Source organism: Bradyrhizobium yuanmingense (assembly GCF_025200905.1).
GTDB lineage: Bacteria > Pseudomonadota > Alphaproteobacteria > Rhizobiales > Xanthobacteraceae > Bradyrhizobium > Bradyrhizobium yuanmingense.
Genome location: NZ_CP104173.1, coordinates 5,584,856 through 5,609,092, shown reverse-complemented (window position 1 = coordinate 5,609,092; position 24,237 = coordinate 5,584,856). Strand labels below are relative to the sequence as shown.

Genomic DNA, 24,237 nt, shown 5'->3' with positions numbered 1-24,237 from the left:
TAACGACAGGAAATCCGGCGGAGATTAGAGCATTGAGAGCAAAGGCATTTTTCGATGGATGGGCGATCAAGACCGGGCAACAGCACGCGGCTGAACCGGTTGCGGTGCGTACGAATAGCGGCAAACTTTCTCACTGATCATCGAAGGACTCCATAAGCAAGAAACCGCGAAGGCAGCTCGGAGCCGCCGATTGTGTCTATGGCGCACCAGTTCGGTGCGTTACGTACTATCAAATCCAGCTGGCATCTCGACTGACATTGGCAACTCCCACGTCGTCAGCGAATAGCCCTAGAGCCAGGGGGCGGCACCTATCGGTTGATCGAAGAAAACAGCCTATCGGCGCGCACGCTTGCAGATGATGGGAGCTCGGTTGCCACCTCAGGCCAGCTACCGCCATGCGAAAATTCGCGAAACGCGCATCACCCGAACGCGAGCGAGGGAAGCCTCGCGAACATCGGGCAGACGGAGCGCGGCACTTGCGAGCCCGTTCCATAGCGTCAAGGGGCGGTTGCGCCATTCAAATGGTGCGATCAGGACGGTGACCTCGCCACAGCGCCCCAGTCTTCTAACGTCGAGGCCCATTGTGCGTCGCCGAATCACGCTGCGCGAGTCGATCTAGACATACCGCAACATCAGCGAAACCATCCGAAAGATGCGCCTCAGGCTCGATGCCCGATATCGCGAGTTCTATGCCACAGAGATGGACATCCGCGGCCGCAGCGCCGATGAGCCTCGTCTCGTTCGTTTTTCAGGCCGTTCTCCCGACCAAACGCTCAAGCTTGGCTGCTTCGGGATTTTTCGGATGTTCAGCTGGCTGCTCATGTCTGTTTGGCGTACATCCTCGTTTCAACAAGTGGCTGCGAGCCGCAAGAAATTGTTGAGCAGCAGATACCCGTATTCGGTGAGTATCGATTCCGGATGAAACTGCACGCCATAAGTTGGTTGATAGCGATGTGCGAGAGCCATGATCTCGCCTTCCTCGGACCGCGCTGTCACCATGAGGTGCGGTGCGGAGGCCGAGTCGAGCTTGATCACAAGCGAATGATAACGACCGACCGAAAGTGGGGAGGGCAGTCCCTCGAATAACGGCCCCCCTTCATGCATTATGCGAGAGGATCGCCCGTGCACGGGGCGTAGCGCTCGCGTCACTCGTCCGCCGAAAACGCTTCCAATACATTGATGGCCGAGGCAAATCCCAAGAATCGGGATGCGCCCGGAAAGTTCGCGGATAACGGCCACAGATACTCCGGCCTCGCTTGGAGTGCAGGGACCAGGAGAGATAACGATCGCGCGGGGATTAAGGTTGATCACGTCAGCGACGCTGATCGCATCGTTCCTGACAACTTCGGTTGATTCGCCTAGCCGCTGAAAATACCGGCCGATGTTGAAGACGAAAGAATCGTAGTTATCGATAATGAGGATCAAAGCGCACCAGGTACTTCAGCACCAAAAGCTTCAAAGAGTCGCTGGGCCTTCGCGAGCGTCTCAGCGTACTCGGCTTGCGGATCCGACATCGCTGTTATCCCGCCTCCTGCATGAAACATGGCTTGATCGCCATCAATAGTTACCGTGCGAATCGCGATGTTGGTATCCATATGCCCGTTGAAACCGATGAAGCCGATTGCCCCACAATAGATCTGTCGAGCCACTCGCTCCACTTCCGTGATGATCTCCATCGATCGCACCTTTGGGGCCCCCGTGATCGAGCCGCCTGGAAAGCAAGCTCGCAGCAGCGTGACGGCGTCTTGGCCCTCTGAAAGTGCACCCGTGACGATCGAGACGAGGTGGTGCACCGACGCGTGGGATTCGAGGTTGCATAGCCCTGGAACTTCGATCGATTGCAGAGTGCAGACCCGCGACAGATCGCTGCGCAGAAGATCGACAATCATGCAGTTTTCGGCGCGGTCCTTTTCGGACGCAACCAGGGTCTGTGAGCGGCGCTGGTCCTCCGCCGGATCATTGCAACGTGCTATCGTGCCCTTGATGGGGCGTGTTTCGACGCTTCGTGCATCGAGCTTCAGGAAACGTTCCGGTGAACTTGAGGCAATGGTGATCTCGCCATAGCGCAACAGGGCCGCAAACGGCGCCGGATTGAGTAACCGAAGCCGACAGTAGAAGCTAATCGGGTCGAATGAGGTCGGCATCCTCGCAGTGAAACGCTGCGCGATGTTCGCTTGAAAGACGTCTCCTGCTAAAATGAGGCCGATGACGCGCTGTATAGCCGCGATATAGCCGTCAAGGCTGAAGTTGGACTGCCATGCCCCTGTTGTGCTGGGGAGTTCCCTTAGAGGTGGCATCGCGGTGTCAAGTAAGGCGGCGAACTGATCGGCGCGTCGATGTGCGTGTTCAAGTCGAGGCGCACGCTCCTGAGCCGACCATCCGGTCGAAACGATCCAGCACTTGTGATCCCGATGGTCGAAGCTGATGACCACGTCATAAAAGTGAAGGACACATTCGGGCAAAGCGCGACCGGCAATCGCAGGTGCCGGCAATCGCTCAAGCGTCCTGTTTAGGTCGTAGCCCAAATAGCCGGCTGCACCTCCCTGAAAGGGAGGGAGATCTGCTCGGTTCTGTTGCGGGTATCTAACGAGCAGGCTCCGGAGAGCTTCCCACGGATCGCCCGCAAGAGCGACGCCATTCCAACTCGCTTGTCCATTGTTGACCATGTAGCTACTGAATGGATCACAGGTCACATATGAGTAGCGCCCCAATTCGTGCCTGGCGGCGCTATCCAGAAAAGTGAGGTTTGGTTGATTTCCGAGACGCCGCATAGCAACGGCAGGTTCGATCCATCGAAGTTCGCGGACATGCATTTGACGTCAGTCGCTCTGCTCTTTGAGAGGTGTTCCGTTCCGAACCGGCAGGGCTTTTTGCCGGTTGCTGTATAGACAGGTGGTTTTCTACGGAGCCCCCCGTAACTGAAGGAAAGCGCGATCAATCTGGCTTTCGAGCTCGATTGCGTTCACTGGACGTCCTTGGAAGCGAAATTCGCGCCGAATTCCCCCGGTGAAGCTGCCTTGACTTTCTCGGGCAACCCCGAGCTCTCGCCATCACGGATGGCCTGTGCCTTGCGACTCACGGGGGCGGTCGGTCTCGCTCTCGGCGAGGCACAGACCAGTTGTTTGTGAGCCCAAAGAACGCAAAGGAGGAAAATCACCCGAGGCGAACTCGCAATGCATATATTTGGAGGTTTTTGTCGTTTCATCGCAGAACTTGAGCAACGAACTGGCCGAATTTGGAACTTGCCCCTTGCTGGACGACCGAAAGCCACTGCTTGAGCGCCGTCTCGGACGCCCCGCGTGTGCATTGGCTCGGCCGTCTTTCAGAAGTCCGTATCCATTAGACACGATAGTCCGCCGCGAACCGTAGCTCCCGAAGTGGTCGCACACGCCTGATTGATTCCTGGTATAAATGATGCCCCTTGTAAGCTGCGAGTTCAGCGTCGCTGTCGAACTCACCATAAACGACGACATCGATATCGCTCCCAAGTTGGTCGCTCTTGCGATTGCGGGCAATCTCCAGCCGACGTGGGTGTGGAATCGTCTTAAGGATCGACAGGCCCTCGATTATTTGATCGATCTGAGCTTTGTCCTTAGCGGTGAACAATACGATGTGACGAATCATGGATGGTCGACGTTCCCATGGACTGTAGTTGGGTTAACTAGCTCGAAATGTGAGCCCGCTGCAATGGCTGCCCCGCACGCAGCCGGTTGTTGCTGGTCGAGGCGGGCGGAGGGGAACGGCTGCAACATGGTTTCGCTCGGGCGCTTAGCCAAGCAAAGGCTCTAACTCTACACAGGCGAGGGTCGGAATCGTATCTTGTATGGTTGTTCTCGCAGAAATTTTGCATTCTAGGGCATATTCCGCAGCCTTTGAGCGAGTGCACACCTTTATACCTTTCCCTGAAAAATGCGTGGGCAGGCATCAAGTCGGCCTGAATTACAGCAGGTCGCCTACCACCTGACATTTATTGGACAGGAATGAATGCATGAATCCTGCTGCAGATGCCACGCGCTACAATCTTGGTGACAGTGGGCTGCTCCGCTTTGATTGGAAGGTCGGCGAGGCTGTATCTTTGTATGGCCAGCCGTTTGCAGACCTGGTTTTCCAGGCGCAGAGCGTTCATCGGCAGAACTTCAATCCAAACCACGTCGAGACGGCGAGCCTACTCAGTATCAAGACAGGGGGCTGTCCGGAGGATTGCGGCTATTGCTCCCAGAGTGCGCACTTTGACACGGGTGTGCCATCAACCCGTCTGATGGACGGCCACGATGTGGTAGTCGCAGCCAAGCGCGCCAAAGAGGCCGGCGCGACCCGCTTCTGCATGGCTGCGGCTTGGCGTAGTCCAAAAGAGCGCGATCTTGATCGGGTGTGCGATATGGTCAGCGCTGTCAAAGGTCTTGGTATGGAGAGCTGCGTCACGCTCGGCATGCTGACTGCGACCCAGGCTGTCAAGCTCTCTGAAGCTGGGCTCGACTTCTACAACCACAACGTCGATACCTCTCCTGAATTCTACGGCAGCATCATCAGTACCCGTACGCTGGAGGATCGCATCGATACGTTGGCGCACGTTCGTGAGGCCGGGATCAAGGTCTGCTGTGGAGGCATCATTGGGATGGGTGAGCGCGTCGAGGATCGCCTCGGCATGCTTGTGCTGCTCGCAAATCTGCCCAGCCATCCGGAAAGCGTGCCGATCAACCTATGGAACGAGGTCAAGGGCGTGCCGGTCAATGAAAAAGCCGAGCGCCCGGATCCCATCGCGGTGGCGCGCCTGGTCGCGACTGCGCGGATCATGATGCCCAAGAGTGTGGTGCGGCTGTCGGCTGGACGGCAGTATATGACAGACGAGCTGCAAGCCTTGTGCTTTTTGGCTGGTGCGAACTCAATTTTCATCGGTGATTCCCTGCTGACGACCCAAAACCCACAGCTGCATCGCGACGCGCACTTGTTGGCTCGGCTCGGCATCACGTCTGAGCTGACTGAGTGAAAACATCACAACGGACCGGAGCGTCGGCCGCAGCGAGCGTGAAATGAACATCACCCTCATGAAGGGCAAGATCCATCGCGCTTCCGTAACCGAAGCGGATCTGCACTACGAAGGCTCAATCTCGATCGATCGGGCGTTGCTGGATGCGGCGGGGTTCCTGATTTACGAGCGCGTCGAAATCTACAACATGGATACCGGAGCGCGCTTTGCAACCTATGTCATCGAAGCACCGCGAGGGTCCGGTATCATTGGTTTGAATGGTGCTGCGGCACGACTCGCGATGCCTGGAGACAAAATTACTGTGATTGCATATGCGTCCTTCGATGAGGCCGAAGCAAGGACATTCCAACCGCGCGTCGTGCTCGCAGACCGCAATAATAGCATCCTCACCCACAACACCTAAGTGGTGTGTTCAAGCTCGTCTTCGACGGGTATCGCGAGAACGCCGGCAGATGCCCTGGAGTGCGCAATGAGCCCGACGCGGATGAATAAACTTGGCCCCTACGTCAAGGCCTTGCGCACCCTAAAAGATGACAACCGCCTGCGCGGTCTCAATTCGCGTGCCGGAATTGATTTTTCATCCAACGATTATCTGGCGCTCGCGAATGCACCGCGTATGAAAAACGCCGTCTCGGCGGCGATCGAACGTGGCACCCCGCTTGGTTCCGGCGGTTCGCGGCTTCTGCGCGGCAATTGCGAGGAGCATGAATGCCTGGAGGCGGAAGCCGCTCGGTTCTTCGGCACAGAGACAGCGCTGTTCTTCGCTAGCGGCTACGGCGCAAATTTTGCGGTTCTGACGACGCTCCCGCAGCGCGGAGATCTGCTCGTCGTTGATTCTCTCGTTCATGCCAGTATTCATGAAGGCGCGCGAGCTGGCCGCGCCGAGTTTCGCATAGCGGGCCACAACGATCCAGAAGCCATGGAAAGTGCGATCCGCGACTGGCGCCGGCATGGAGGAATGGGACGTATCTGGGTCGTCGCGGAAAGCCTTTACAGTATGGACGGCGATTTCGCTCCCCTCCATGAATTGGTCGTGCTTGCAGATCGCTACGACGCCTTCCTCGTCGTCGACGAGGCTCATGCTACGGGCGTTTACGGCGCGCAGGGGCGAGGGCTCACCAGCCCTTACGATGGCCGCGAAAATCTCCTGGTTGTCCATACCTGCGGCAAGGCGCTGGGAGTGGCGGGGGCGCTTGTCACTGCTTCCGGTGTGCTACGCGACTTTATGATCAATCATTGTCGTCCGTTCATCTTTGCTACCGCGCCATCACCCTTGATTGCCGTTGCCGTCCGCGAGGCACTGTTCATCCTGCAGCATGAACCCGAGCACCAGCGGCGCCTCGCAAGCCTGGTTGCATTCACGCATCGACAGATGGAAGCCCGCGGCGTGCGATGCCATTCCACCTCGCAGATCCTCCCATACATCGTAGGTGACAATGCTCCTACGATGCGGCTCGCCTCTGCGATGCAGGATCGCGGCTTCGATATTCGGGGAATTCGGCCACCAACAGTACCGGAGGGAACGGCGCGCTTGCGAATCTCACTGACGCTAAATGTCGATGAGGATGATGTGGCTTCCATGGTCGATGCGCTGGCTGAGGAGACGATGGAGAGGGCGCGATGAGCTTGCGGATCGTGGTGACTGGTACAGATACCGGGATTGGAAAGACCGTTTTCGCCGCCGGTCTATCTGATCTTCTCGGCGCGAATTATTGGAAGCCGATACAGGCCGGCCTCGAAGGAGAGACCGACACGGAGACCGTCACAAGGTTGGGGCGCCTCCCACCCGATCGAATTGTGCCGGAGCTCTACCGGCTTCGAACGCCCGCATCGCCCCACCAGTCTGCCGAAATCGACGGAGTTCGCATCGATGCGGCTTCGATAAATCTGCCAGACACGGGAGGACGGCCTCTCGTCATAGAGGGCGCTGGCGGGCTGATGGTTCCGCTTGCTGGCGATACACTCTATATCGACGTGTTCGAGAGGTGGCAGCTTCCGGTCGTGCTTTGTGCCGGCACAGAACTCGGTACTATCAATCACTCGCTGCTATCGATCGAGGCGCTTCGAAAGCGGCAGATTAGCATTCTGGGGATCGCGTTCATCGGTGAACGCAATCCGGAAACTCAGACGGCCATTCGGGAGATTGGCCGCGTGCGCTGGCTGGGGCGACTACCCCGGATTTCTCCCCTCACGCCAGAGGCGCTTCAAAGTGCCTTCAAATCCTCGTTTCGTGCGGACGATTTCAGTTCATGATGCCAACTCAGTCTCCAATTTGGCATCCATTTACGCAGCACGCGCTTCAGGGCGAGACGACAAAGATCTTGCGCGGTGAGGGGGCTTTCCTTTACTCCGCCGACGGTCGACGCATCATGGACGCAATCTCATCCTGGTGGGTCGTGACCCACGGGCATTGCCACCCGCAAATTGTCAGTGCCATCCAGGACCAGGCGAGCAAGCTAAATCAGATTATCTTTGCGGGGTATACGCACGAGCCAGCCGAGGAGCTTGCGGCGCAACTGTTGCAACTCACGCCGGCCAGTCTTGACTATGTCTTCTTCTCAGATAGCGGTTCGACAAGCGTCGAAGTAGCGCTGAAGATGGCGCTCGGCTATTGGAACAACATCGGCAAGCAGCGGACTCGCATTGTCGTGATGCAACACTCCTATCATGGCGATACGGTGGGCGCGATGTCGGTCGGAGCCCGTGGCCCGTTCAATGCGCCCTATGAGGCTCTTTTATTTGACGTCACACCAATTTCCGTTCCCAGAAACAGGTCGCGAGTGGGAGACGCTCAATGCGCTATATTCGGTATGTGAAGAGCAGATCCCGGCGGCCTTGATCGTGGAGCCCCTGATCTTAGGGGCCGGCGGAATGCTGATGTACCCAGCCTGGGTACTAAGGGAGATGAAGCGGATCTGCCAAGAATGGGAGGTTCTCTTCATTGCCGATGAGGTCATGACGGGCTGGGGCCGAACGGGTACGCTCTTTGCCTGCGAGCAGGCCGATGTCACTCCAAATATCGCCTGCTATTCGAAAGGGCTCACTGGCGGATCGCTTCCGCTCGCAGTGACACTCTGTCGTGCTGATATTTTCGAGGCGCATTATTCGAAAGATCGCAATTTGACGTTCTTCCATTCGAGTTCATATACGGCGAACCCGCTCGCCTGCGCCGCCGCAAAGGCCAATCTGGATCTTTGGAAGAACTCGGATGCGCGCACGCGCGTGTCGGCCCTCGCGTCCATGCAAGAGCGCGCAATTGAGTCGTTCAATGCTGATCCGCGCTTTGCAAACGTTCGTCGGACCGGCACCATCACTGCGCTTGATCTGAAAACAAATGACCCCGGCTATCTCGCCGGCATCGGTCCGAAACTTCAGGCCTTCTTCAAGGACCGAAATCTTCTACTGCGTCCGCTCGGGAATACGATCTACGTGATGCCACCTTATTGCGTTACAGCCGCAGATATTGATCAGATTTATGCCGCGATCAGCGAAGCTGCCGATCTGTTCGCTTGATGCACGGTGAGCAAGAACTGGGAAAGATCCGGAATGATCTCTTGCGGTGAGGACGCTCAAGGAGAGCCGAAATTTTGCAGGATTTGGGCGGGAAAATGCCGTTCATTGCATTATTCAAGATCAAAATAAGAGTTATCGGTAGGGAAGTTTGGCGCAAGTGCCTGACGTCGCGCCAAAGAAGGCACGGATCGGGTCATTCTGCTGCGCCGGCTGCTTTTTGCATACCCGAGAATCGGAATGGGTGACGCCGCACGTGATGTGCGGGCGCTGTGACGTGGAACTGGAGGCTGTGACGTGGAAGTGGAGAATGCATGTGACTGATCTAGGTGGCGCCCGATAGGAGGCAAACATGCGCAATGACTCTCAGTCTTTCCATGGAGGAAGGTGCTGCGCTATTTGTGGCGGGAAGTTTGGGCTGATCCGCTACTACTGCTGGCGAACGGCACTTTGCTCCAAAAGGTGCGTCGACCGCTTCAAAACGCGGCGGGAAGCTGACCAAAAATGGGTTGCGCTGGTTGCGCACAGCTTGATAGCTGCCACGAAGTGACCTCCGGCCGACAGTGCCTTAGCCGAGCGGTGTTTGGCGCGATCGCCCGACAAGTCATCGAGTCGAGCGAGGCGCTTTCAGGAGTGGTGTGGAAAATAAGTGACACGAACCTCGGCTAAGACTTAATGCTTACAGACTGAACAAGCGCGCTACGGCTAAGCTGACATCCGGTCGACTTTGCGCGACCGCCTCAATGATGCGCTCACATCCTACTATTTCATTTGGCTTTCTCTCGCATGGCTCTGATGGGTCTGTCTGCAGAGCGGGACACTTCCTACCGAACGACAGGGACGGGTTTGATGCTGGGAGAAGCAGCTTCCGACTCATTCTTCGGGATTTGCCGCAGACAGGCTGCGAGATTGAGCGGCTATTATGGTATTGGCCACGAACGGCTTGCGAAGTCTAGCCGGCCGCGCACGCTCGCCGGCACTCGCATCGATCAGCCTTGCCGAGGTGGGCGGGCAAGGAGGCCAGAGGAACTACTGCTGACGCGGCAGAATCGTTTTGTCGAAGTTGGTCTGGCCGCATTGCGCAGTCTGTTGGATGGCGATCATCGATCGCCTTGCTCGCGTGCATTCGACACTCGGGAAAGGCATGGCGGCCTCCGGTGAGCTCCATGCGGACAGGATAGATCGCGGGTAGAGCTATGGCTTGAGCGGGAATGTCATGACCGATCGATTTTCAGTTTACAAAGTCTCGCTTGAACGTTGCCGTCGAAGGTGGTCGTGGTCCATCTCCGCGACGAATGGCTCGTTGGTCGTGGCGGGAACGCAAAGCAGCCGAGCCGCGGCGCGCTATGAGGCCAACAAAGCTCTCTTCCTGTTGTTACAAAGTGCGCCGTATCGACGGCGGCGCCCGTGTGGTTCGAGCAAGTGAAACTGTATCGTCGCGCTTGGAACGTGCTTTGATCGATGCTTCCGCGTCGGGAGGCGAAGCCGCGTCCTCTTCTAAACGAAACTCTTTCCGTGCTCGTTCCAGCGCATCAGTGTCGTAGGAGTTTCTGCGCATGAACAGCCAGACTTCAGAGTCGCCTTTGCAAGTCGTCACCATTCCAGTCCTGCAGCAATGGAAAACGGGGGGATGTCCCACCGCGATGAGGACAGCTTACGATGCTGTCACGGCGCGCATCGCCGACACAGCGGCCGACATCATTCTCGTCGGTGATAGTGTCGGCAATGTCTGCCTGGGCGTCGACGATACGCTTCCCTCGGCATGGCAATGATGAATCATCACCTTGAAGCAACCTCGCGCACAAGGCCTCGTGCCTTGGTTGTGGCCGACATGCCGCTTCTCCGCTTTCATCTCAGTCTCGATGAGACGATACGCAACGCCAATGATTTCCTGCAGCGGGTGCCAGCGCCGTGAAACTCGAGGGCGGCGCCAAGCGTTTTGGGATCGTGCGCGCTTTGGTGGATTGTGAAATCCCGATGATGGGGCATCTTGGTCCTACCCCTCAGAGCGTCAATGTCATGGGGGCAAGGTGCAGGGAAGGACAAGAGCTAAGCGTTACGTCTGCCCGATGATGCTCCCTGTCTCCAGGATGTCGGCTGCTTCGTTTTGGTGCCGGCCGACCTCCGCGGAGCGCGCAATCGATGGTACGCTGGGCGGTCGTTGGGCACATTCCCTGGGACTCAGGAATGCTGGCGGCTTCCCAAGGAACTCCGCGAGATCATTGTGAACTGGAAGGCTCAAACACGCACTGAGTGAAGAGGATATGCAAACAATAGAACAGAGTAGGATTGCGATAATGCAACATCACAGACCCGCCAATCCCGGCGATTAGCTCCTAGAGCCCACTCAGAAGAAGCCGTGATGCGGAAATGGACTGTAACCGGCGCGCGAGCGTGGAACTTGAGCGTCGGCATCTCGTTTATTGCATCAAATCAGTGCCAAGAGCCACTAGTGTGCAGCATTACGCTCCGGTCTTGGCAAGTCGGATAGTGTGTCTGGAAGCGGCACGGGGGAAGGATATGGTTCGCCATTTCTACCGGCTCCGAATGCGCACATTCGCAGCTGCATTGCGGCAGCACAGCAAGCGCGAAATGCTGCAAAAAGTCCGGTTTCAATACAGTCTCATGCAGCTTGGCAATGAATTGAAGTCCCCCGACAAAACGCTGTATCGTAAGCGCCGTTCCGCTCCCACCTTCTCACGGCACATGGGATAGGCGAGTTTCACGATCTCTTTGAAGGGATCGGCTTGTGTCTATGCTTGACCATACGCTTAATTCGGACGTGACGGCGCGCCGGCTGGAAGTGATCACGGAGACGGGACGCCGTCGTTGGTTCTCCAAGGACGACAAGGCCCGGATTGTCGAGGAGACGCTGGTCGCAGGCGCGGTCGTTTCCGAGATTGCCCGGCGACACGGGCTGACCCCACAACAAGTGTTCACCTGGCGCCGGCAAGCACGCCGGCAGCCGGCGCCGATGGCGGACGATCCGCAGTTTGTACCGGCGGTGGTAGACGCCATGGCACCAGTCGCGGTTGCTGGCCATGAGCGCAAGACAGCGCGACGTAAGGCCAAGCCGGATGTCGGGGCTCGCCGTTGCGATGCCGGGTGCATCGAGATCGAAGCCGAAGGCGTCACGATCCGGGTCGGCCGAGGCGCGGACGTGGCGATGATTGCGGCCATCCTCCATGCGCTGAAGGCAAGCCGGTGATCGGCCCGTCCGGAACTGTCCGGGTGATGGTGGCAACCAAGCCGGTCGACTTCCGCAAGGGAATGGAGGGCCTGGCTATGTTGGTGCGCGAGCACATGAAGGCCGATCCGTTCTCGGGTGCTGTTTATGTGTTCCGTGCCAAGCGGGCGGACCGGATCAAGCTGATTTTTTGGGATGGTACGGGTTTGTGCCTGTTCGCCAAGCGGCTCGAGGAAGGCGTCTTCCGCTGGCCGAAGATCGAGGACGGCGTGATGCGTTTGTCGGCGGCGGAATTGTCGGCGTTGCTCGAAGGGCTCGATTGGCGGCGTGTTCACGCGGCACGGGAGACGGTCGTCCCGACGCAAGCCGGATAATTGTGGGCCGCGCTGCGGCGAAGTGAATCAGGGGCATCGAGCACGTCGTCAGGCGGGCGCGAATATGCTCTGATTTGCCTGTGAGCGATAACCTTCCTGATGATCCCGAGACGCTGAAGGCGATGCTGCTGGCCGAGCGGCATGAGAGCGAGCGGCTGCGCCAGATCATCAAGGAATTGCAGCGTCATCGCTTTGGCCGCAAGGCAGAGTCGCTTCCCGAGGAGCAGATGCTGCTAGGCCTCGAGGACGTCGAACAGGTTGCGGCCTGTACAGAAGCCAGCCAAGACGAGACAGCTCCGGAAGGCCGGGCCGAACCGGCGCGCAAGCGCCGCAACAATCGCGGAGCACTGCCGGCGCACCTGCCGCGGATCGAGGTCGTCGTCGACATCGACGACAAGATCTGCCCCTGCTGCCAGGGCGAACTGCATCGGATCGGCGAGGACAGGAGCGAACGGCTGGACATGGTGCCGGCGCAGTTCCGCGTTGTCGTCACCCGGCGCCCCAAATACGCCTGTCGCGCCTGCGAGGACGGCGTCCTGCAGGCCGAGGCTCCGGCCCGGCTGATCGAGGGCGGACTGCCGACGGAGGCAACCGTCGCCCAGGTTCTGGTGTCCAAATATGCCGATCATCTGCCGCTTTACCGGCAGGCCCAGATCTATGCCCGCCAGGGCATCGCTCTCGATAGATCGACGCTGGCGGACTGGGTAGGGCATGCCGCCTTCCATCTGCGCCCGCTGCATGAGCGCCTTCTCACGGTGCTTCGCGCGAGATCCAAACTGTTCGCCGACGAGACGACGGTGCCGGTGCTCGATCCTGGTCGAGGGCGCACCAAGACCGGCCAGCTCTGGGCCTATGCCGCCGACGACAGGCCCTGGGGCGGCCTCGATCCGCCCGGCATCACCTATGTCTATGCACCCGACCGCAAGGCCGAGCGGCTGTTCAGCCATCTTGCCGGCTTCAAGGGCGTCCTGCAGGTCGATGGTTACAACGCCTATCCAAAGCTTGCCGAGCGTGGCGAGGTCGAGCTTGCCTTCTGCTGGGTGCACATGCGGCGCAACTTCTACGAACTCGCGACAGCCGGCCCGGCGCCGATCGCAAGCGAGGCGCTCAAGCACATTGCCGCATTCTATGCGATCGAGAAGGAGATCCGCGGCTGCAGCGCGGAGGAGCGCCGCCTCGTGCGGCAGCAGAAGAGCCGACCACTGGCCGATGCCTTCGAGGTATGGCTGCGCGCCAAACTGGCTCTCATCAGCCAGAAGACCAAGCTCGCCGACGCCATCCGCTACGCCCTCTCGCGCTGGCAGGGACTGACGCGCTTCATCAATGACGGCCGCATCGAACTCGACAACAATACCGTCGAACGATCAATCCGTGGCATCAAGCTCAGTCGCAAGAACGCGCTGTTTGCCGGATCCGACGGCGGTGCCGAACACTGGGCTGTCGTCGCGTCCCTGGTCGAGACTTGCAAGCTCAACGACGTCGATCCGCTCGCTTATCTCACCAACGTCCTGACCAGGATCGTCAAAGGGCATCCCAACCGCGACATCGACCAGCTATTGCCCTGGTCCTACCGCGCTCAAGCCCTCAAAGCCGTGGCCTGAGCACGACGCTTACGCTGTATCGCGGCCGGACATCCATTAGAGCTTGAAGGGGGCGCGATCGAAGTCGTTCCTCACAGCCTCGCTCCCCAACCCACGGAGCCCGAAGGCATCGCCATCTACTCCGAAGCGGATCACCTGACCTTCACCAGATCTCCAGCCCTGCGCTGGAGCGGCCATTCGCCTGGTCGACAACGCGCGCAGGCGCGTGAGGCGCTAGTCTGCACGCGATCGCCTCGTTGATGTGGATGTGTGCGTTCGCCACGAGCGCCAGGGGCGCCTGGCTGCCCTGGCAGCTTCGCAGAGGTTGCAGCACGATCGTGGGCTCCAACGTAGGGCCACAACTTAGGTCGAAAAAGTGTGCGATTGACGTGAGCGATCTGCTTTCGTCGGATTGCGAAAAAAGGCCGTGCGAAAATTCCGCACGGCCAAGTCAGGGAGGAAACGCCCCAAAGGGCGGCTGAAGAGAGCATCAAGTGAGTGCCCACACTCACCGGGAGCTCCAAGCTTGCGCCTACGGTCAAGTCGCGCAAGCCGGATGTTGAAATATCCGTTTCTTGTGCTGATTGAGGTCGAATTTAGCGCATGCGTCGCATGTTTTATGCGAATTGGACCGTTTAGATGCAGCTATTCCATGAGACGCTCAATTCAAAATGATCACGTCATGCCACGCTCTGTGTTTGTCAAATTGACGCAACAGCAATTAGGTCGTGCACCGGCACGGGGCGCGCGTCGTTTAGGGGCGCGGCGTGCGCGATGGCCGTCTCGCTAGGTCTGCAAGACTACAATTCAAGAGTGAAGCATCGGAATTGGCCCAGCATGCGGTGGGCACCGCGGAAGGGTAGGCGGAAGCACAGGGAGCTGGGAGCTGACGCAGACGATCGATCAAAGCAAACCGATTGGTTTTTCGAAACTCGATCAATTCATCTAGAAATCGCGCTGCGCTATCATCGCTCTTGAAGTTGGGGGATTCTCTGCTGTTGGACGCCACTACCACAGCACTTCTGCGGGAGATCCTCGAAACGGGTCTGTGTAAACGTGCCTGGGAGTGATGGTGGCGTGCGGGCACCTGTCGCCTCGAAGCTTCTGGAAGCCGCCAGCAAAGGTGAGAGGACGCGCGAGCGTCTCGAGCAGATTGGCCTTGATGCGCTTCGACACGCGCCGAGCATGTGGCGGTAAGCGACTAGAATGATGCCGTACGTCAGGTGAACGTTCCGAATCTAAGAGTTGAGGGTTGGCACCTTGATGGCGGTAGATCTTCTGGAGCCGCAAGAGCTGTTTGAGTAACCATGAAAAGATTCTATTCTGATATTCGCGACGGCGGCCAATTCATGCGCGACGATGAAGGTGTGGAGCGACATATCAAGGGTGCGTGCCAAGAGGCGACCACTGCGCTCCGAGATAGCCCGCGAATAGGCTGGAAGCAGGCCGCATCGTCCCATCATGGCACTTGAAGTTCGCGATGACGGCCGGCGCGTGAAGGCCGGCATCTCCATTGAGGAAATGGCTGAGGATATCGCTCGGCGTACCCTGATCCAAACTCTCAATGTGCGGCGGGTCCTCGACGTGAAAGGTGCCGAGACGGGCATGTTCGAGATCCCAGCCGGTGGACGGCGCTACCGTGCGCTTGAGTTACTCGTGAACGCGTTAGGTTTCCGACAACCTGTCCGGGATTGAACTAGACCAAATCCTCCTTTCCAAACGAACCGCCTAAATCTTTCGATTTCAGTGTCTTGAAGCGCAAGCCAAGGGATTTATGCCTGGTACGGCGCTTGCTTAAAGAAAGACGGGCCGGAGTCCTCGCATCCCATCCTCGCGGTTTGAATGCGTTCACCTGCTGCGGACCGGGAGCGTCGGAAATTTGGGCGAGGGGAGCTAAGAGCGTGTCCGGTGTTGCTGCAGCGTTTCTATGCTCTTCGAGCGAGCCACCGGCGACAGTTTATGATCAACTGCAGTACATGCTTCCGAAACTTGCGCTTCGTGGGCAGGCGGGAGTCAGTGTTGCAGCTTTCATGCATAAGGAGGGTATTCGATATGCAAAAACGGTCGACCTTTCACGCGGATCAGTTCAGATTGAAGACGTTGAACAGAATCTGAAGTTTAGGCCCCATGTTGCAATCGCACAGATTCATAGCCGAGGCGGCACCGGCGACGTTCGGCCGATTTGCTCTACTGAGAGCGCTAGCCGCAATTTCGCGATCTCTTTAGATGGAGCTGTGATCAATTCCAGTGAGCTTAGGGGAGAGTTGCTGGCTCAGGGTTATAGGTTGGGCGGCAGCACAGATGCGGAACTGTTGCTCAATTGGCTTGAGGTGTCTTGCGAAAGAGATTATTGGCGAAACAATCTGCCCGTCAGTTATGAAAAACTCTTTCGCGACATTGATGATCGAATCGACGGCGCTATTAGCGCGCTTCTCCTAGACAGAGAAGGAAATCTGGTTGCATACCGTAATCGATTTGGTTTGCGTCCATTGGCATTTATGCAAACACATGACGGCTTCCTGCTGTTTGCTTCAGAAAATTGTGCCTTTGTCGGTCTTGAAGGTAAGGAGCAGCAGCTCTTACCGGGTCACATCAAGTATGTAGATGGGAAAGTGGGCGACTGCGTTGATCATCCCCTGGGAACTGGGCCCTACAAGGCCAAACTCTGCGCCTACGAAACTCTCTACTTGGGAAATCCGAACACATCTCTCGAAGGTCAATCACATCGAGAAACTCGTTACAACATCGGAGCCGCTCTCGGTGGCCTGGTTGCGCGGCGGCTGCAAGGAACACCGGACTCCACGCCGACAATCGTGTCCTCCATGCCTCATACTGGGGGGCCGTACGCAGATGGGCTATTTGCATCCCTCGCCGAACACGGCGTGTTAGCCCGGCGTCGGGAAGTAGTCGCCACACAGTTTCTCCAGCGAACTCTCATCGGGACACCCAGCGAGCGAAAACCCCGCATTGCTCAGAAGTACCTGGTGCAGCAAACCAGCCTTGAGGAAAGCACGATAGTAATTGTCGACGAGGCTCTTATTCGTGGCGATACCAGTCAGGCTGTTACGAATATGTTGCTTGCCGCCGGGGCAAAAGCCGTACATTGGGCGATCGGTTCGCCGCCTATAGTGGCGCCGAATTACTACGGTATGGGTATCGACACACTAGAAGAGTTGGCATTCTGGCGGATATGGAAGCGATTGCCGCCCGAACAGCGCAAGCAAAGCCTTCGCTTTCGCAAGATGGAGCCGCAAGTTCTCAAGACCATCGAATGTAATATTGCGGCATTCATCAATGCAGCTACGATAACGTACCTGCCGTTTCAGCTTCTAGAAGCGATGCTACCCTGCGGGCACGACGGCTTCGATCTGTCACCGTTTACATTCGAGATGCCAACCCCTGCGGGGCAGAAGCGTGCGGATAGGAACCTGCACGAATTAACAGCTGATCTCTCATCTTCGGAATCAATCCCTGCTTGGGGTAGGTCATGAAACCCGTTCTCGTCTTTGATTGGAATGGAACTCTGCTCGATGATGCTTACGCAGTGCTCCAAACGACCAATGCCATACTAGATCGCTTTGGTCATGCAACGATCGACATGAAAACGTTTCGGCAACATTGCGACGTTCCGCTATGTCTTCTTTATCGCAGTCTCGGGATGTCGCAAGAAGAGATCGAGACAGTTGATCGCGACGGGAGTGCAATCTTTCACGATGCCTATGAACCACTCGCAGGTAAAGCCGATCTGCGCGAAGGAGCGCGCAGAGTGTTGGAGTTGGCGCGCCAAGAAGGGGCATCGTCCATCATCGTGAGCAACCATATAGTCGACCCTCTGCGTTTCCAATTAAAGCGACTTGGAGTCGATGATTGCATCAACGATGTGCTCGCCTTTGAAAGCCGCACCACTCAATACAAATCCATGAGCAAAGAAGAGCGGCTTCGTCTACACATGCAGAAAAACAACTTAAAGCCGGCGTCAACCTTTATCATCGGCGATATGCCGGTCGAAACGCATATCGCACGCAAGCTCGGACTCATAAGCATATCCATTACGGGCGGATTCGTTTCGGCGTCGCGCTTGCGTGCGGCGCGTCCTGACTACACGATTAACAACCATCATGAGCTGCTGCCAATCTTGCAAAGGCGCGGCTTTTTTCGGAATGCATAAAGCATGATTGGCAAGGAATCACCACACAACGTCGCTCCTAAGACAGCGAGGCAGAGAATAGGCCTTATCGGAGCTGGACGCATGGGAACCGGAATTGGCATAAGCCTGTTGCGTCAGGACATCGACCTGCATATCAAAGTCAACAAAAGTCGCGTCGGTGCGGATCGCTTGACTGGCGCAGGTGCCCACGAACATCGTTCGATTGCTGAGTTGGCCCGGCATGTAAGTGCCGTCGTGTTATCGCTGCCTTCCAGCCGCGAGGTTGAGGCAGTATGCCTTGGGCAAGATGGGCTGTTCGTCCATATGCCCCCAGGAGGTTTGATAATTGACTGCTCCACGTCTTATCCTGCTTCGACGGTCGCACTGGCTGAGCAGGCTCAAAAACGCGGCCTGAGCTTTATCGATGCTCCAGTAACGCGGAGCCCTGAACAAGCAGAGCTCGGCCTTCTCAATGCAATCGTCGGATCGAGTGAAAAGCGTTTCCCTGCGGCTGAGGCCATTCTTGCCGCATTTTGCGAGACCGTTCTTCACGTCGGGGATGTCGGACAAGGTCACAAGCTCAAGCTTGTTTACAACAGCATGACTATGGGGCTAGCTGCGGTAGCCGCGGAGGTCTGCCAATTTGCATCCGGTGTTGACGTCGATCTCGTAACGCTCCGCTCTCTGGTTAGTCGGGGTTCCACTAACAGCGGAATTTTTCAAGCCTTCGTGGCCTTCTTGTTGAACGAGAAACCTGATGTTCTGGCAATCTCAATCGCGAATTCTGCAAAGGATATTGAGTGCGCTGTGCGTCTCGCTGGCGAGAGCTCAGTGCCAGTGCCCGTCTTGGCTGCCGCTGCGCACAAATTTAATGTCTCAGTTGCCGCAGGGGAGGGTGAGCTCACATTACCTCATCTGTCCCGCCTCAGGATGATTTCCGAAGTTGGCCTTGGAGCGCCGGCTCAAACAACGAGCCCGGTCGGTGGCTAATCTTCTCGCGGTCGAGGTAAGAGACCTGTTCCGCGTATCGAACGCCTAGTCACTGGCGCGGTACTGCGTCACATCCTCGCCGAGCTTGCGAAGGCGGCTGCCGCGGCAGCACTGGCGCAGTAGGTGACCGCTCGCTCGAATAGACCCAAGATCGAGGGCGAGACAGCTGTTTCGGCTTAGAATCTGGTTGATATCGGTTGCCTCAAAATTAGTGACACCCGCCAGGCATGAGCTGTGGCTCAGCTTTAAGTCGGCCCATGAAAGTGGCCAGTGACGTGGCTAAATAAGTAATAGGAGTGGATGAGGTCGCGGCACGGTTCTATGGACGGCTGTTCAGCTACAAAAGCCTTTTTTGATAGAGGCAGGCGGCTCCGTCAAGAATTGTCAACTACCAGCATCGTCAGTTGCCCCCGGGATGACCACCATGCGAGAGCTATCTTTAACGGCTTACATGTGGAGGGCAAGTTCATGTTTTCCGAGCTTGAGAACGAGTGCATAAACCGGGAAGTCGAAAGGCTCAATCTTCCCAACTCTCGGATCAAGCACTTCGCGCCAGTTAGCTACGCACAAGCCGGAGAAGACGTTATTTTAGAAGGAATGTTGGCTGCAAGACTCTCCAAGAGCCAAAGATCTTGGGAGAGCGTGTTCTATGTCGAGATCGGCGCTAATCACCCCATCTCCACCTCGAATACCTATCTTATGTATCAAAGAGGAGCGCAAGGTGTTCTAGTCGAACCCAATCCTGAATTGGGAGCGCTGATCCGGACCGTGCGTCCGAGAGACGTTCTCGTGCCGTGCGTTGTCCTGCCAACTTCACGCGCGTCTGCCACCCTCTTCATCGGAAACGCTCATGAGTTGTCTTCTTTGAATGAAGCGCATATCAAGAGCTTCGGAGACTTCGACGGCCTAGGAGGTGTGCGAGAGCATATCGAGGTGAGAGCTATAGCCATCAACGAGCTATTGACGCCGTATGCAAACAAGATCGATTTCTTGTCAATCGATTGCGAAGGTTTAGATTACGATCTCGTCAAGGCCATTGACCACGAGCGCATTAAGCCTGCCATAATCCAGTGCGAGCCAAGTGAGCATTTTCTCGGTGGCAACACGGCTCGCATCATAGATCTGATGGAGAGCAGAGCGTACCGTCTTGCTGCCGTCACCGATCTAAACGTCATCTTCGAGAGATTGAACTGATGCAGCCACTAAAGGTAGCCCGGTGCTAGTTCTCTTGCGAATCTCGCTGATTGATGCAGGCGCTCCTCGGCCATTTACCGGCCAGCATGATGAGCCGCACAGCTCGAGGAGTGGGAGGGATGAACCGGCGTACCGGAGCATTCCAGGCAACGACAGAGTGCACGAACTCTTCGTCGCGAACGGCAACTGTCGGAAACAGGTTGCGCCAGTCGCACCTCCCGAGCTAGGAGGCCACTCGAGCCCGCGTCAACCAGGACTACCTCCCAAGCGTCAAATTGTGCGAGGCACCGAGCATGGAGTACCTCCCTCTTGCCGATAAGCAGACACCAAAGTTCCGGCGGCGGCCGTGCTTTAAAGCAAACGTTTTCGTGCCTCGGTGTGTCCCAATGAACGGCATTGCGGGCAGTTACCGCGAATGGTTTTTGGGAAGGGCGACAACACGTTCGCTATAGACCTTTCAGCTATCGGCTGACCTTGGACGTGGTTCTGTTGCGACAGCGATGTCAATGACCGCATTGACCGAGGTCGGAGATCAGATGGCCCCTTTCTCGCTTTACACCGAGATGAGTGTCGACGTCGGAGGAGGTGGTGCTTGTATTGAGGAAGGGTAGGCGAGAGATTGCCGTCCGAGAGGGAGGTTTGGATCCCCGACCGCCGCTCTCACCGGGGAGGGGGACTTGAGGCGAGCGGCCAATGCTTCCGTATCACCCACGAAGCGCAAGGCGGCATCGCAGAGATCTGATCTTGGATGGTCCGTCGCGTGCCGCTGTTATGCTCTCGAACCGCTTACTTCCAAGCGTGTGTTCGACATTCACATGCGACGGCGACTGAGCGCCGAGAGCTTTTAGCAAACGGCATGGAGCTGCTCTCCGGGCATTGCCTCACCAAAAGTGCTACCGCACGACTTCCCTGTCGTGTCTGGGCGAAGCTCCCAAATCAGTTCGATGGCAGCTACGGCAGGGAAGACGAGCATGCGAAAAAAGTGAGATCCAGATAAAGCCCGCGACGAGGCCTCAAGCGCTGGTCCGCGTATTTTGCATCTTTGCGGCCTCAGTGGCCCGCAGACGCTTGCCTCTCATCTCCCGATCTGTGTTTAGAAGCCGATCGACTGTTGCGGTGCGGGAATTCGCCTCGCAATGTCGATCGTCAATCCATCAAATGCCAGGCTCCGGTATTTGATGGATTTTGATCAGCAAAACGCGGGACTCTCCAGCAAAAGCTTCGGTAACAATTAGAAACAACAAGTCAAATCTTCGTCCATCGGACATCGATTGACGGCATGCGGGGGGACCATAGCGTGACATTCACGTGCCGTGCTGATGGATGCCCAAACGGCGTGCCTCTCTCCCTGTTCAACTCAATGACTGCTGTAGATCGCAACGAGACTGAGCGTCTTGGAGCTTGGGAGATGTTGTACGTCTCGCCGGACACAATCGTCCATCATCTGGCTTGCAAACCACAAGGCCTGAGATCTGGAGGAGGTCGGAGATGCGCATTGAACTTACAATAAACAAGAAGTCTTACACCGTCGATGTCTCGCCAGAGACCCCATTGCTATGGGTACTTCGCGATGTGATTGGGCTAACAGGAACCAAATTCGGTTGTGGAATTGCCCAATGCGGTGCTTGCACGGTGCATGTGGGCAGCGATGCGGTTCGCTCGTGCATAACAGCCGTAAGTGAGGTGGCCAAACCAATTACCACGATCGAAGGGTTGGATGTAGACGGCAATCATCCCGTCCAGCGCGCATGGCGCGAAGAACGCGTTCCGCAGTGCGGCTATTGTCAAGCTGGACAGATCATGCAGGCTGCGGCGCTCCTTGTCGAGATCAAGAATCCCTCAGATCAGCAGATCAGTGATGCGATGGCCGGAAATATTTGTCGCTGCGGCTGCTATCAACGGATCCAGTCTGCAGTTCGCAGGGCGTCAAGGGGGGTCTAATGATGAACGTTCATGCACCGTCGACTTCGTCCAACCCCAGCGTGAGACTTGAGAACGTTAGCCGGCGTCAATTCCTTCGCTCGACGGTAGCTGTTACGGCGTTTGCTGTAGCTGCCGAGATTTCCGGTCTGAGACCGGGCTTAGCGTACGAAACCGGTGGCGCGCAGATGCCGCACGGGACAGTCAACGATCCACACGTGTTCGTATCGATTGACTCCTCAGGTATCGTTTCAATTACGGCCCATCGTTCCGAGATGGGTACGGGAATTCGCACCTCACTTCCGATGGTGGTGGCAGACGAACTGGAGGCCAATTGGTCGAAAGTTCGCATAGTCCAGGCGCTCGCCGATGAGCCGCGTTACGGCAATCAAAATACCGATGGTTCACGCAGCATGCGTCATTTCTTACAACCGATGCGGCAAGTGGGCGCGGCGATGCGGCAGATGCTGGAGCAAGCGGCGGCTAAACAATGGGCGGTGCCCTTGTCAGAAGTTCAAGCTTCGAACCACGAGGTGGTGCATCGGCCGACGGGCCGCAGGCTAGCCTACGGTGAGCTCGCGAAGGCTGCGATGGACTTGCCGACCCCGCAGCTGGAATCCCTGAAGTTCAAGCCCGACAATGCTTTTCGGTATATTGGGCACGGCAACGTTCCGATCCACGATTTGTTCGATATCACCGTCGGCAAGGCGCAGTACGGCTACGATGTACGATTGCCTGGCATGAATTACGCGGTGATCGCTCGTCCTCCTGTCGTCGGGGGCAGGATAAAATCCTTCGACGCTACGGAAGCCCTCAAAATTCCTGGGGTCGTAAAGGTATTGGAACTCAAGGTTAGGTGGGCGCCGCCTGCCGCATTCTCGCCGCTTGGAGGGATCGCAGTGGTGGCGACGAATACTTGGGCTGCCATAAAGGGTCGAGAAGCGTTGAAGCTCGACTGGGAAGACGGTGAAAACGGCGGTTACGATTCCGCCGCTTATCGACAGCAGATGGTTGAAGCCGCGAACAAACCGGGTCGCGTGGAGCGGACACAGGGAGATTTCGACAAGGCGTTCGCTGGCGCAATTAAGGTTGTATCGGCCGAATATTATGTACCGCACCTCGCTCAAGCATCGATGGAGCCGCTCGTTGCGACCGCGACCATTCGGAATGGCGAGTGCGAGGTTTGGGCCCCATTGCAGGATCCGTTCGGCGCGCGCGAAGCATTCGCCAAGGTACTCGAGTTGCCGATCGACAATGTCAAGGTGAACGTCACTCTTCTGGGCGGCGGCTTTGGAAGAAAGTGTCAATCCGACTTCGCGCAGGAAGCCGTACTACTCTCGAAGGCACTGGATGGCGCGCCTGTCAAGCTCGCCTGGACGCGAGAGGATGACCTTCGTCATGGCTTCTATCATACGGTCACCTATTCGCGGTTAGACGCCGGCCTCGACTCGTCGGGAAAGGTAATTGCATGGCGGCATCGCTCCGTCGCGCCGACCCTGTTTGCGAATTTCAAGCCCGATCCGAAACGCGAGCAAGCTATTGAACTGAGCTTGGGGCTTGCAGATGCTGCCTTGGACATTCCCAATGTGCGCGTCGAGACTGGCGAAGCGGCGGCGCTGACACGAATTGGGTGGTTCCGATCGGTCAACAATATACCTCATGCGTTTGCGGTACAATCCTTCATCGGAGAGATTGCCGAGGCCTTGGGGAAGGATGCCAAGGACGTCCTGCTCGAGATCATCGGGCCGCCACGAAAGCTTGAGCTTGAGAAACTCGGGCTGACGGATCCGCTTTGGAATTACGGCGATCCATATTCAACCTACCCAGTCGATACCGGGCGACTTTCGAACGTGGTCAATTTGGCGGCTTCGCGTGCGAACTGGGGAAGATCCCTCCCCAAGGGAAGCGGCCTCGGAATTGCAGCACACCGGAGCTTCCTCTCGTACGTGGCGACAGTCGTCGAGGTGGGCGTTGATAGCCACGGAAAGCTGGCCGTCCCGCGCGTGGAGACCGCGATCGACTGCGGCTTTGCCGTCAACCCTGAGCGGATTCGGTCTCAGATTGAGGGTGCGGCGGTCATGGGGCTCAGCAATTTCATCGGGGAGATTTCGTTCAAGAACGGCAAAGCCGAGCAGGGTAACTTTGATAATTACCCAGTGGCCCGCATCGACAATGCGCCGATAAATGTGCGTGTTCACATCGTTTCGAATGGTTCAGACGTCCCTGCGGGCGGTGTCGGAGAGCCAGGAGTACCGCCTTTTCTGCCGGCGCTCTGCAACGCGATCTTCGCCGCGACAGGCAAACGCATTCGTTCGCTTCCAGCGGGCGATCAGATCCGCGTGTAGACG

17 protein-coding genes and 3 pseudogenes are annotated in these 24,237 nt (G+C 57.2%); 17 read left to right on the top strand and 3 right to left on the bottom strand.

Going from position 1 to position 24,237, the window contains the following annotated elements; all coding sequences use genetic code 11:
- Positions 1–846: 846 nt before the first annotated feature.
- The 3 genes from N2605_RS26180 to N2605_RS26170 form a co-directional block, all read right to left on the bottom strand.
- Complete coding sequence (locus tag N2605_RS26180; protein ID WP_260343635.1) at positions 847–1,425, bottom strand: anthranilate synthase component II; 579 nt, start codon at positions 1,423–1,425, stop codon at positions 847–849.
- Positions 1,422–2,813, bottom strand: coding sequence for an aminodeoxychorismate synthase component I (gene pabB / locus N2605_RS26175; protein ID WP_260343634.1), 1,392 nt, complete (start codon positions 2,811–2,813; stop codon positions 1,422–1,424). The genes N2605_RS26180 and pabB overlap by 4 nt, the downstream gene beginning before the upstream one ends.
- 526 nt (positions 2,814–3,339) lie before the next feature.
- Positions 3,340–3,624, bottom strand: a complete 285-nt coding sequence (locus N2605_RS26170) for a Dabb family protein (RefSeq protein ID WP_260343633.1) — start codon at positions 3,622–3,624, stop codon at positions 3,340–3,342.
- Positions 3,625–3,988: 364 nt separating this feature from the next.
- Between N2605_RS26170 and bioB the strand changes: the two genes are divergently transcribed.
- The 17 genes and pseudogenes from bioB to N2605_RS26085 all read left to right on the top strand — a co-directional run bounded on the left by bioB (position 3,989) and on the right by N2605_RS26085 (position 24,234).
- Complete coding sequence (gene bioB / locus N2605_RS26165; RefSeq protein WP_260343632.1) at positions 3,989–4,987, top strand: biotin synthase BioB; 999 nt, start codon at positions 3,989–3,991, stop codon at positions 4,985–4,987.
- A gap of 43 nt (positions 4,988–5,030) precedes the next feature.
- Positions 5,031–5,390 carry an aspartate 1-decarboxylase gene (gene panD / locus N2605_RS26160; RefSeq protein WP_260343631.1) on the top strand — a complete coding sequence of 120 codons (360 nt, stop codon included), beginning with the start codon at positions 5,031–5,033 and terminating at the stop codon, positions 5,388–5,390.
- A 66-nt stretch (positions 5,391–5,456) separates the two neighbouring features.
- A complete protein-coding gene (locus tag N2605_RS26155; protein WP_260343629.1) occupies positions 5,457–6,611 on the top strand; it encodes an 8-amino-7-oxononanoate synthase in 1,155 nt (384 codons plus the stop codon).
- The gene (bioD, locus tag N2605_RS26150; RefSeq protein ID WP_260343628.1) at positions 6,608–7,240 is read left to right on the top strand and encodes a dethiobiotin synthase; all 633 of its coding nucleotides are present in this window, start codon (positions 6,608–6,610) and stop codon (positions 7,238–7,240) included. Before N2605_RS26155 ends, bioD begins: the two co-directional genes overlap by 4 nt.
- Positions 7,237–8,500: pseudogene (locus N2605_RS26145) on the top strand (adenosylmethionine--8-amino-7-oxononanoate transaminase). The gene bioD and the pseudogene N2605_RS26145 overlap by 4 nt, the downstream one beginning before the upstream one ends.
- Before the next feature lie 1,553 nt (positions 8,501–10,053).
- Positions 10,054–10,754 (top strand): annotated as a pseudogene (locus N2605_RS26140) (3-methyl-2-oxobutanoate hydroxymethyltransferase).
- A 498-nt stretch (positions 10,755–11,252) separates the two neighbouring features.
- Complete coding sequence (gene tnpA / locus N2605_RS26135; RefSeq protein ID WP_260343607.1) at positions 11,253–11,705, top strand: IS66-like element accessory protein TnpA; 453 nt, start codon at positions 11,253–11,255, stop codon at positions 11,703–11,705.
- Positions 11,702–12,058 carry an IS66 family insertion sequence element accessory protein TnpB gene (tnpB, locus tag N2605_RS26130; protein ID WP_063980520.1) on the top strand — a complete coding sequence of 119 codons (357 nt, stop codon included), beginning with the start codon at positions 11,702–11,704 and terminating at the stop codon, positions 12,056–12,058. Before tnpA ends, tnpB begins: the two co-directional genes overlap by 4 nt.
- A gap of 122 nt (positions 12,059–12,180) precedes the next feature.
- Positions 12,181–13,659 (top strand): IS66 family transposase, encoded by a 1,479-nt coding sequence (gene tnpC / locus N2605_RS26125; protein ID WP_260347495.1) that lies wholly within the window; start codon positions 12,181–12,183, stop codon positions 13,657–13,659.
- Positions 13,660–14,945: 1,286 nt separating this feature from the next.
- Positions 14,946–15,110, top strand: coding sequence for a DUF6894 family protein (locus tag N2605_RS36550; protein WP_420886333.1), 165 nt, complete (start codon positions 14,946–14,948; stop codon positions 15,108–15,110).
- Positions 15,111–15,126: 16 nt separating this feature from the next.
- Positions 15,127–15,297, top strand: a pseudogene (locus N2605_RS26115) (ParB N-terminal domain-containing protein); the annotation flags it as partial.
- 242 nt (positions 15,298–15,539) lie between these two features.
- A complete protein-coding gene (locus N2605_RS26110) occupies positions 15,540–17,129 on the top strand; it encodes an amidophosphoribosyltransferase (protein WP_260343627.1) in 1,590 nt (529 codons plus the stop codon).
- Entirely contained in the window at positions 17,126–17,806 is a 681-nt protein-coding gene (locus N2605_RS26105) for an HAD family hydrolase (protein WP_057030414.1), read from the top strand. The genes N2605_RS26110 and N2605_RS26105 overlap by 4 nt, the downstream gene beginning before the upstream one ends.
- 3 nt (positions 17,807–17,809) lie before the next feature.
- Positions 17,810–18,775, top strand: a complete 966-nt coding sequence (locus N2605_RS26100) for an NAD(P)-dependent oxidoreductase (protein ID WP_260343626.1) — start codon at positions 17,810–17,812, stop codon at positions 18,773–18,775.
- A gap of 468 nt (positions 18,776–19,243) precedes the next feature.
- Complete coding sequence (locus N2605_RS26095; RefSeq protein ID WP_260343625.1) at positions 19,244–19,969, top strand: FkbM family methyltransferase; 726 nt, start codon at positions 19,244–19,246, stop codon at positions 19,967–19,969.
- A gap of 1,488 nt (positions 19,970–21,457) precedes the next feature.
- Positions 21,458–21,910 (top strand): (2Fe-2S)-binding protein, encoded by a 453-nt coding sequence (locus N2605_RS26090; RefSeq protein ID WP_260343624.1) that lies wholly within the window; start codon positions 21,458–21,460, stop codon positions 21,908–21,910.
- Positions 21,910–24,234, top strand: coding sequence for a xanthine dehydrogenase family protein molybdopterin-binding subunit (locus N2605_RS26085; RefSeq protein WP_260343623.1), 2,325 nt, complete (start codon positions 21,910–21,912; stop codon positions 24,232–24,234). Before N2605_RS26090 ends, N2605_RS26085 begins: the two co-directional genes overlap by 1 nt.
- The last annotated feature ends 3 nt before the right edge of the window (positions 24,235–24,237 follow it).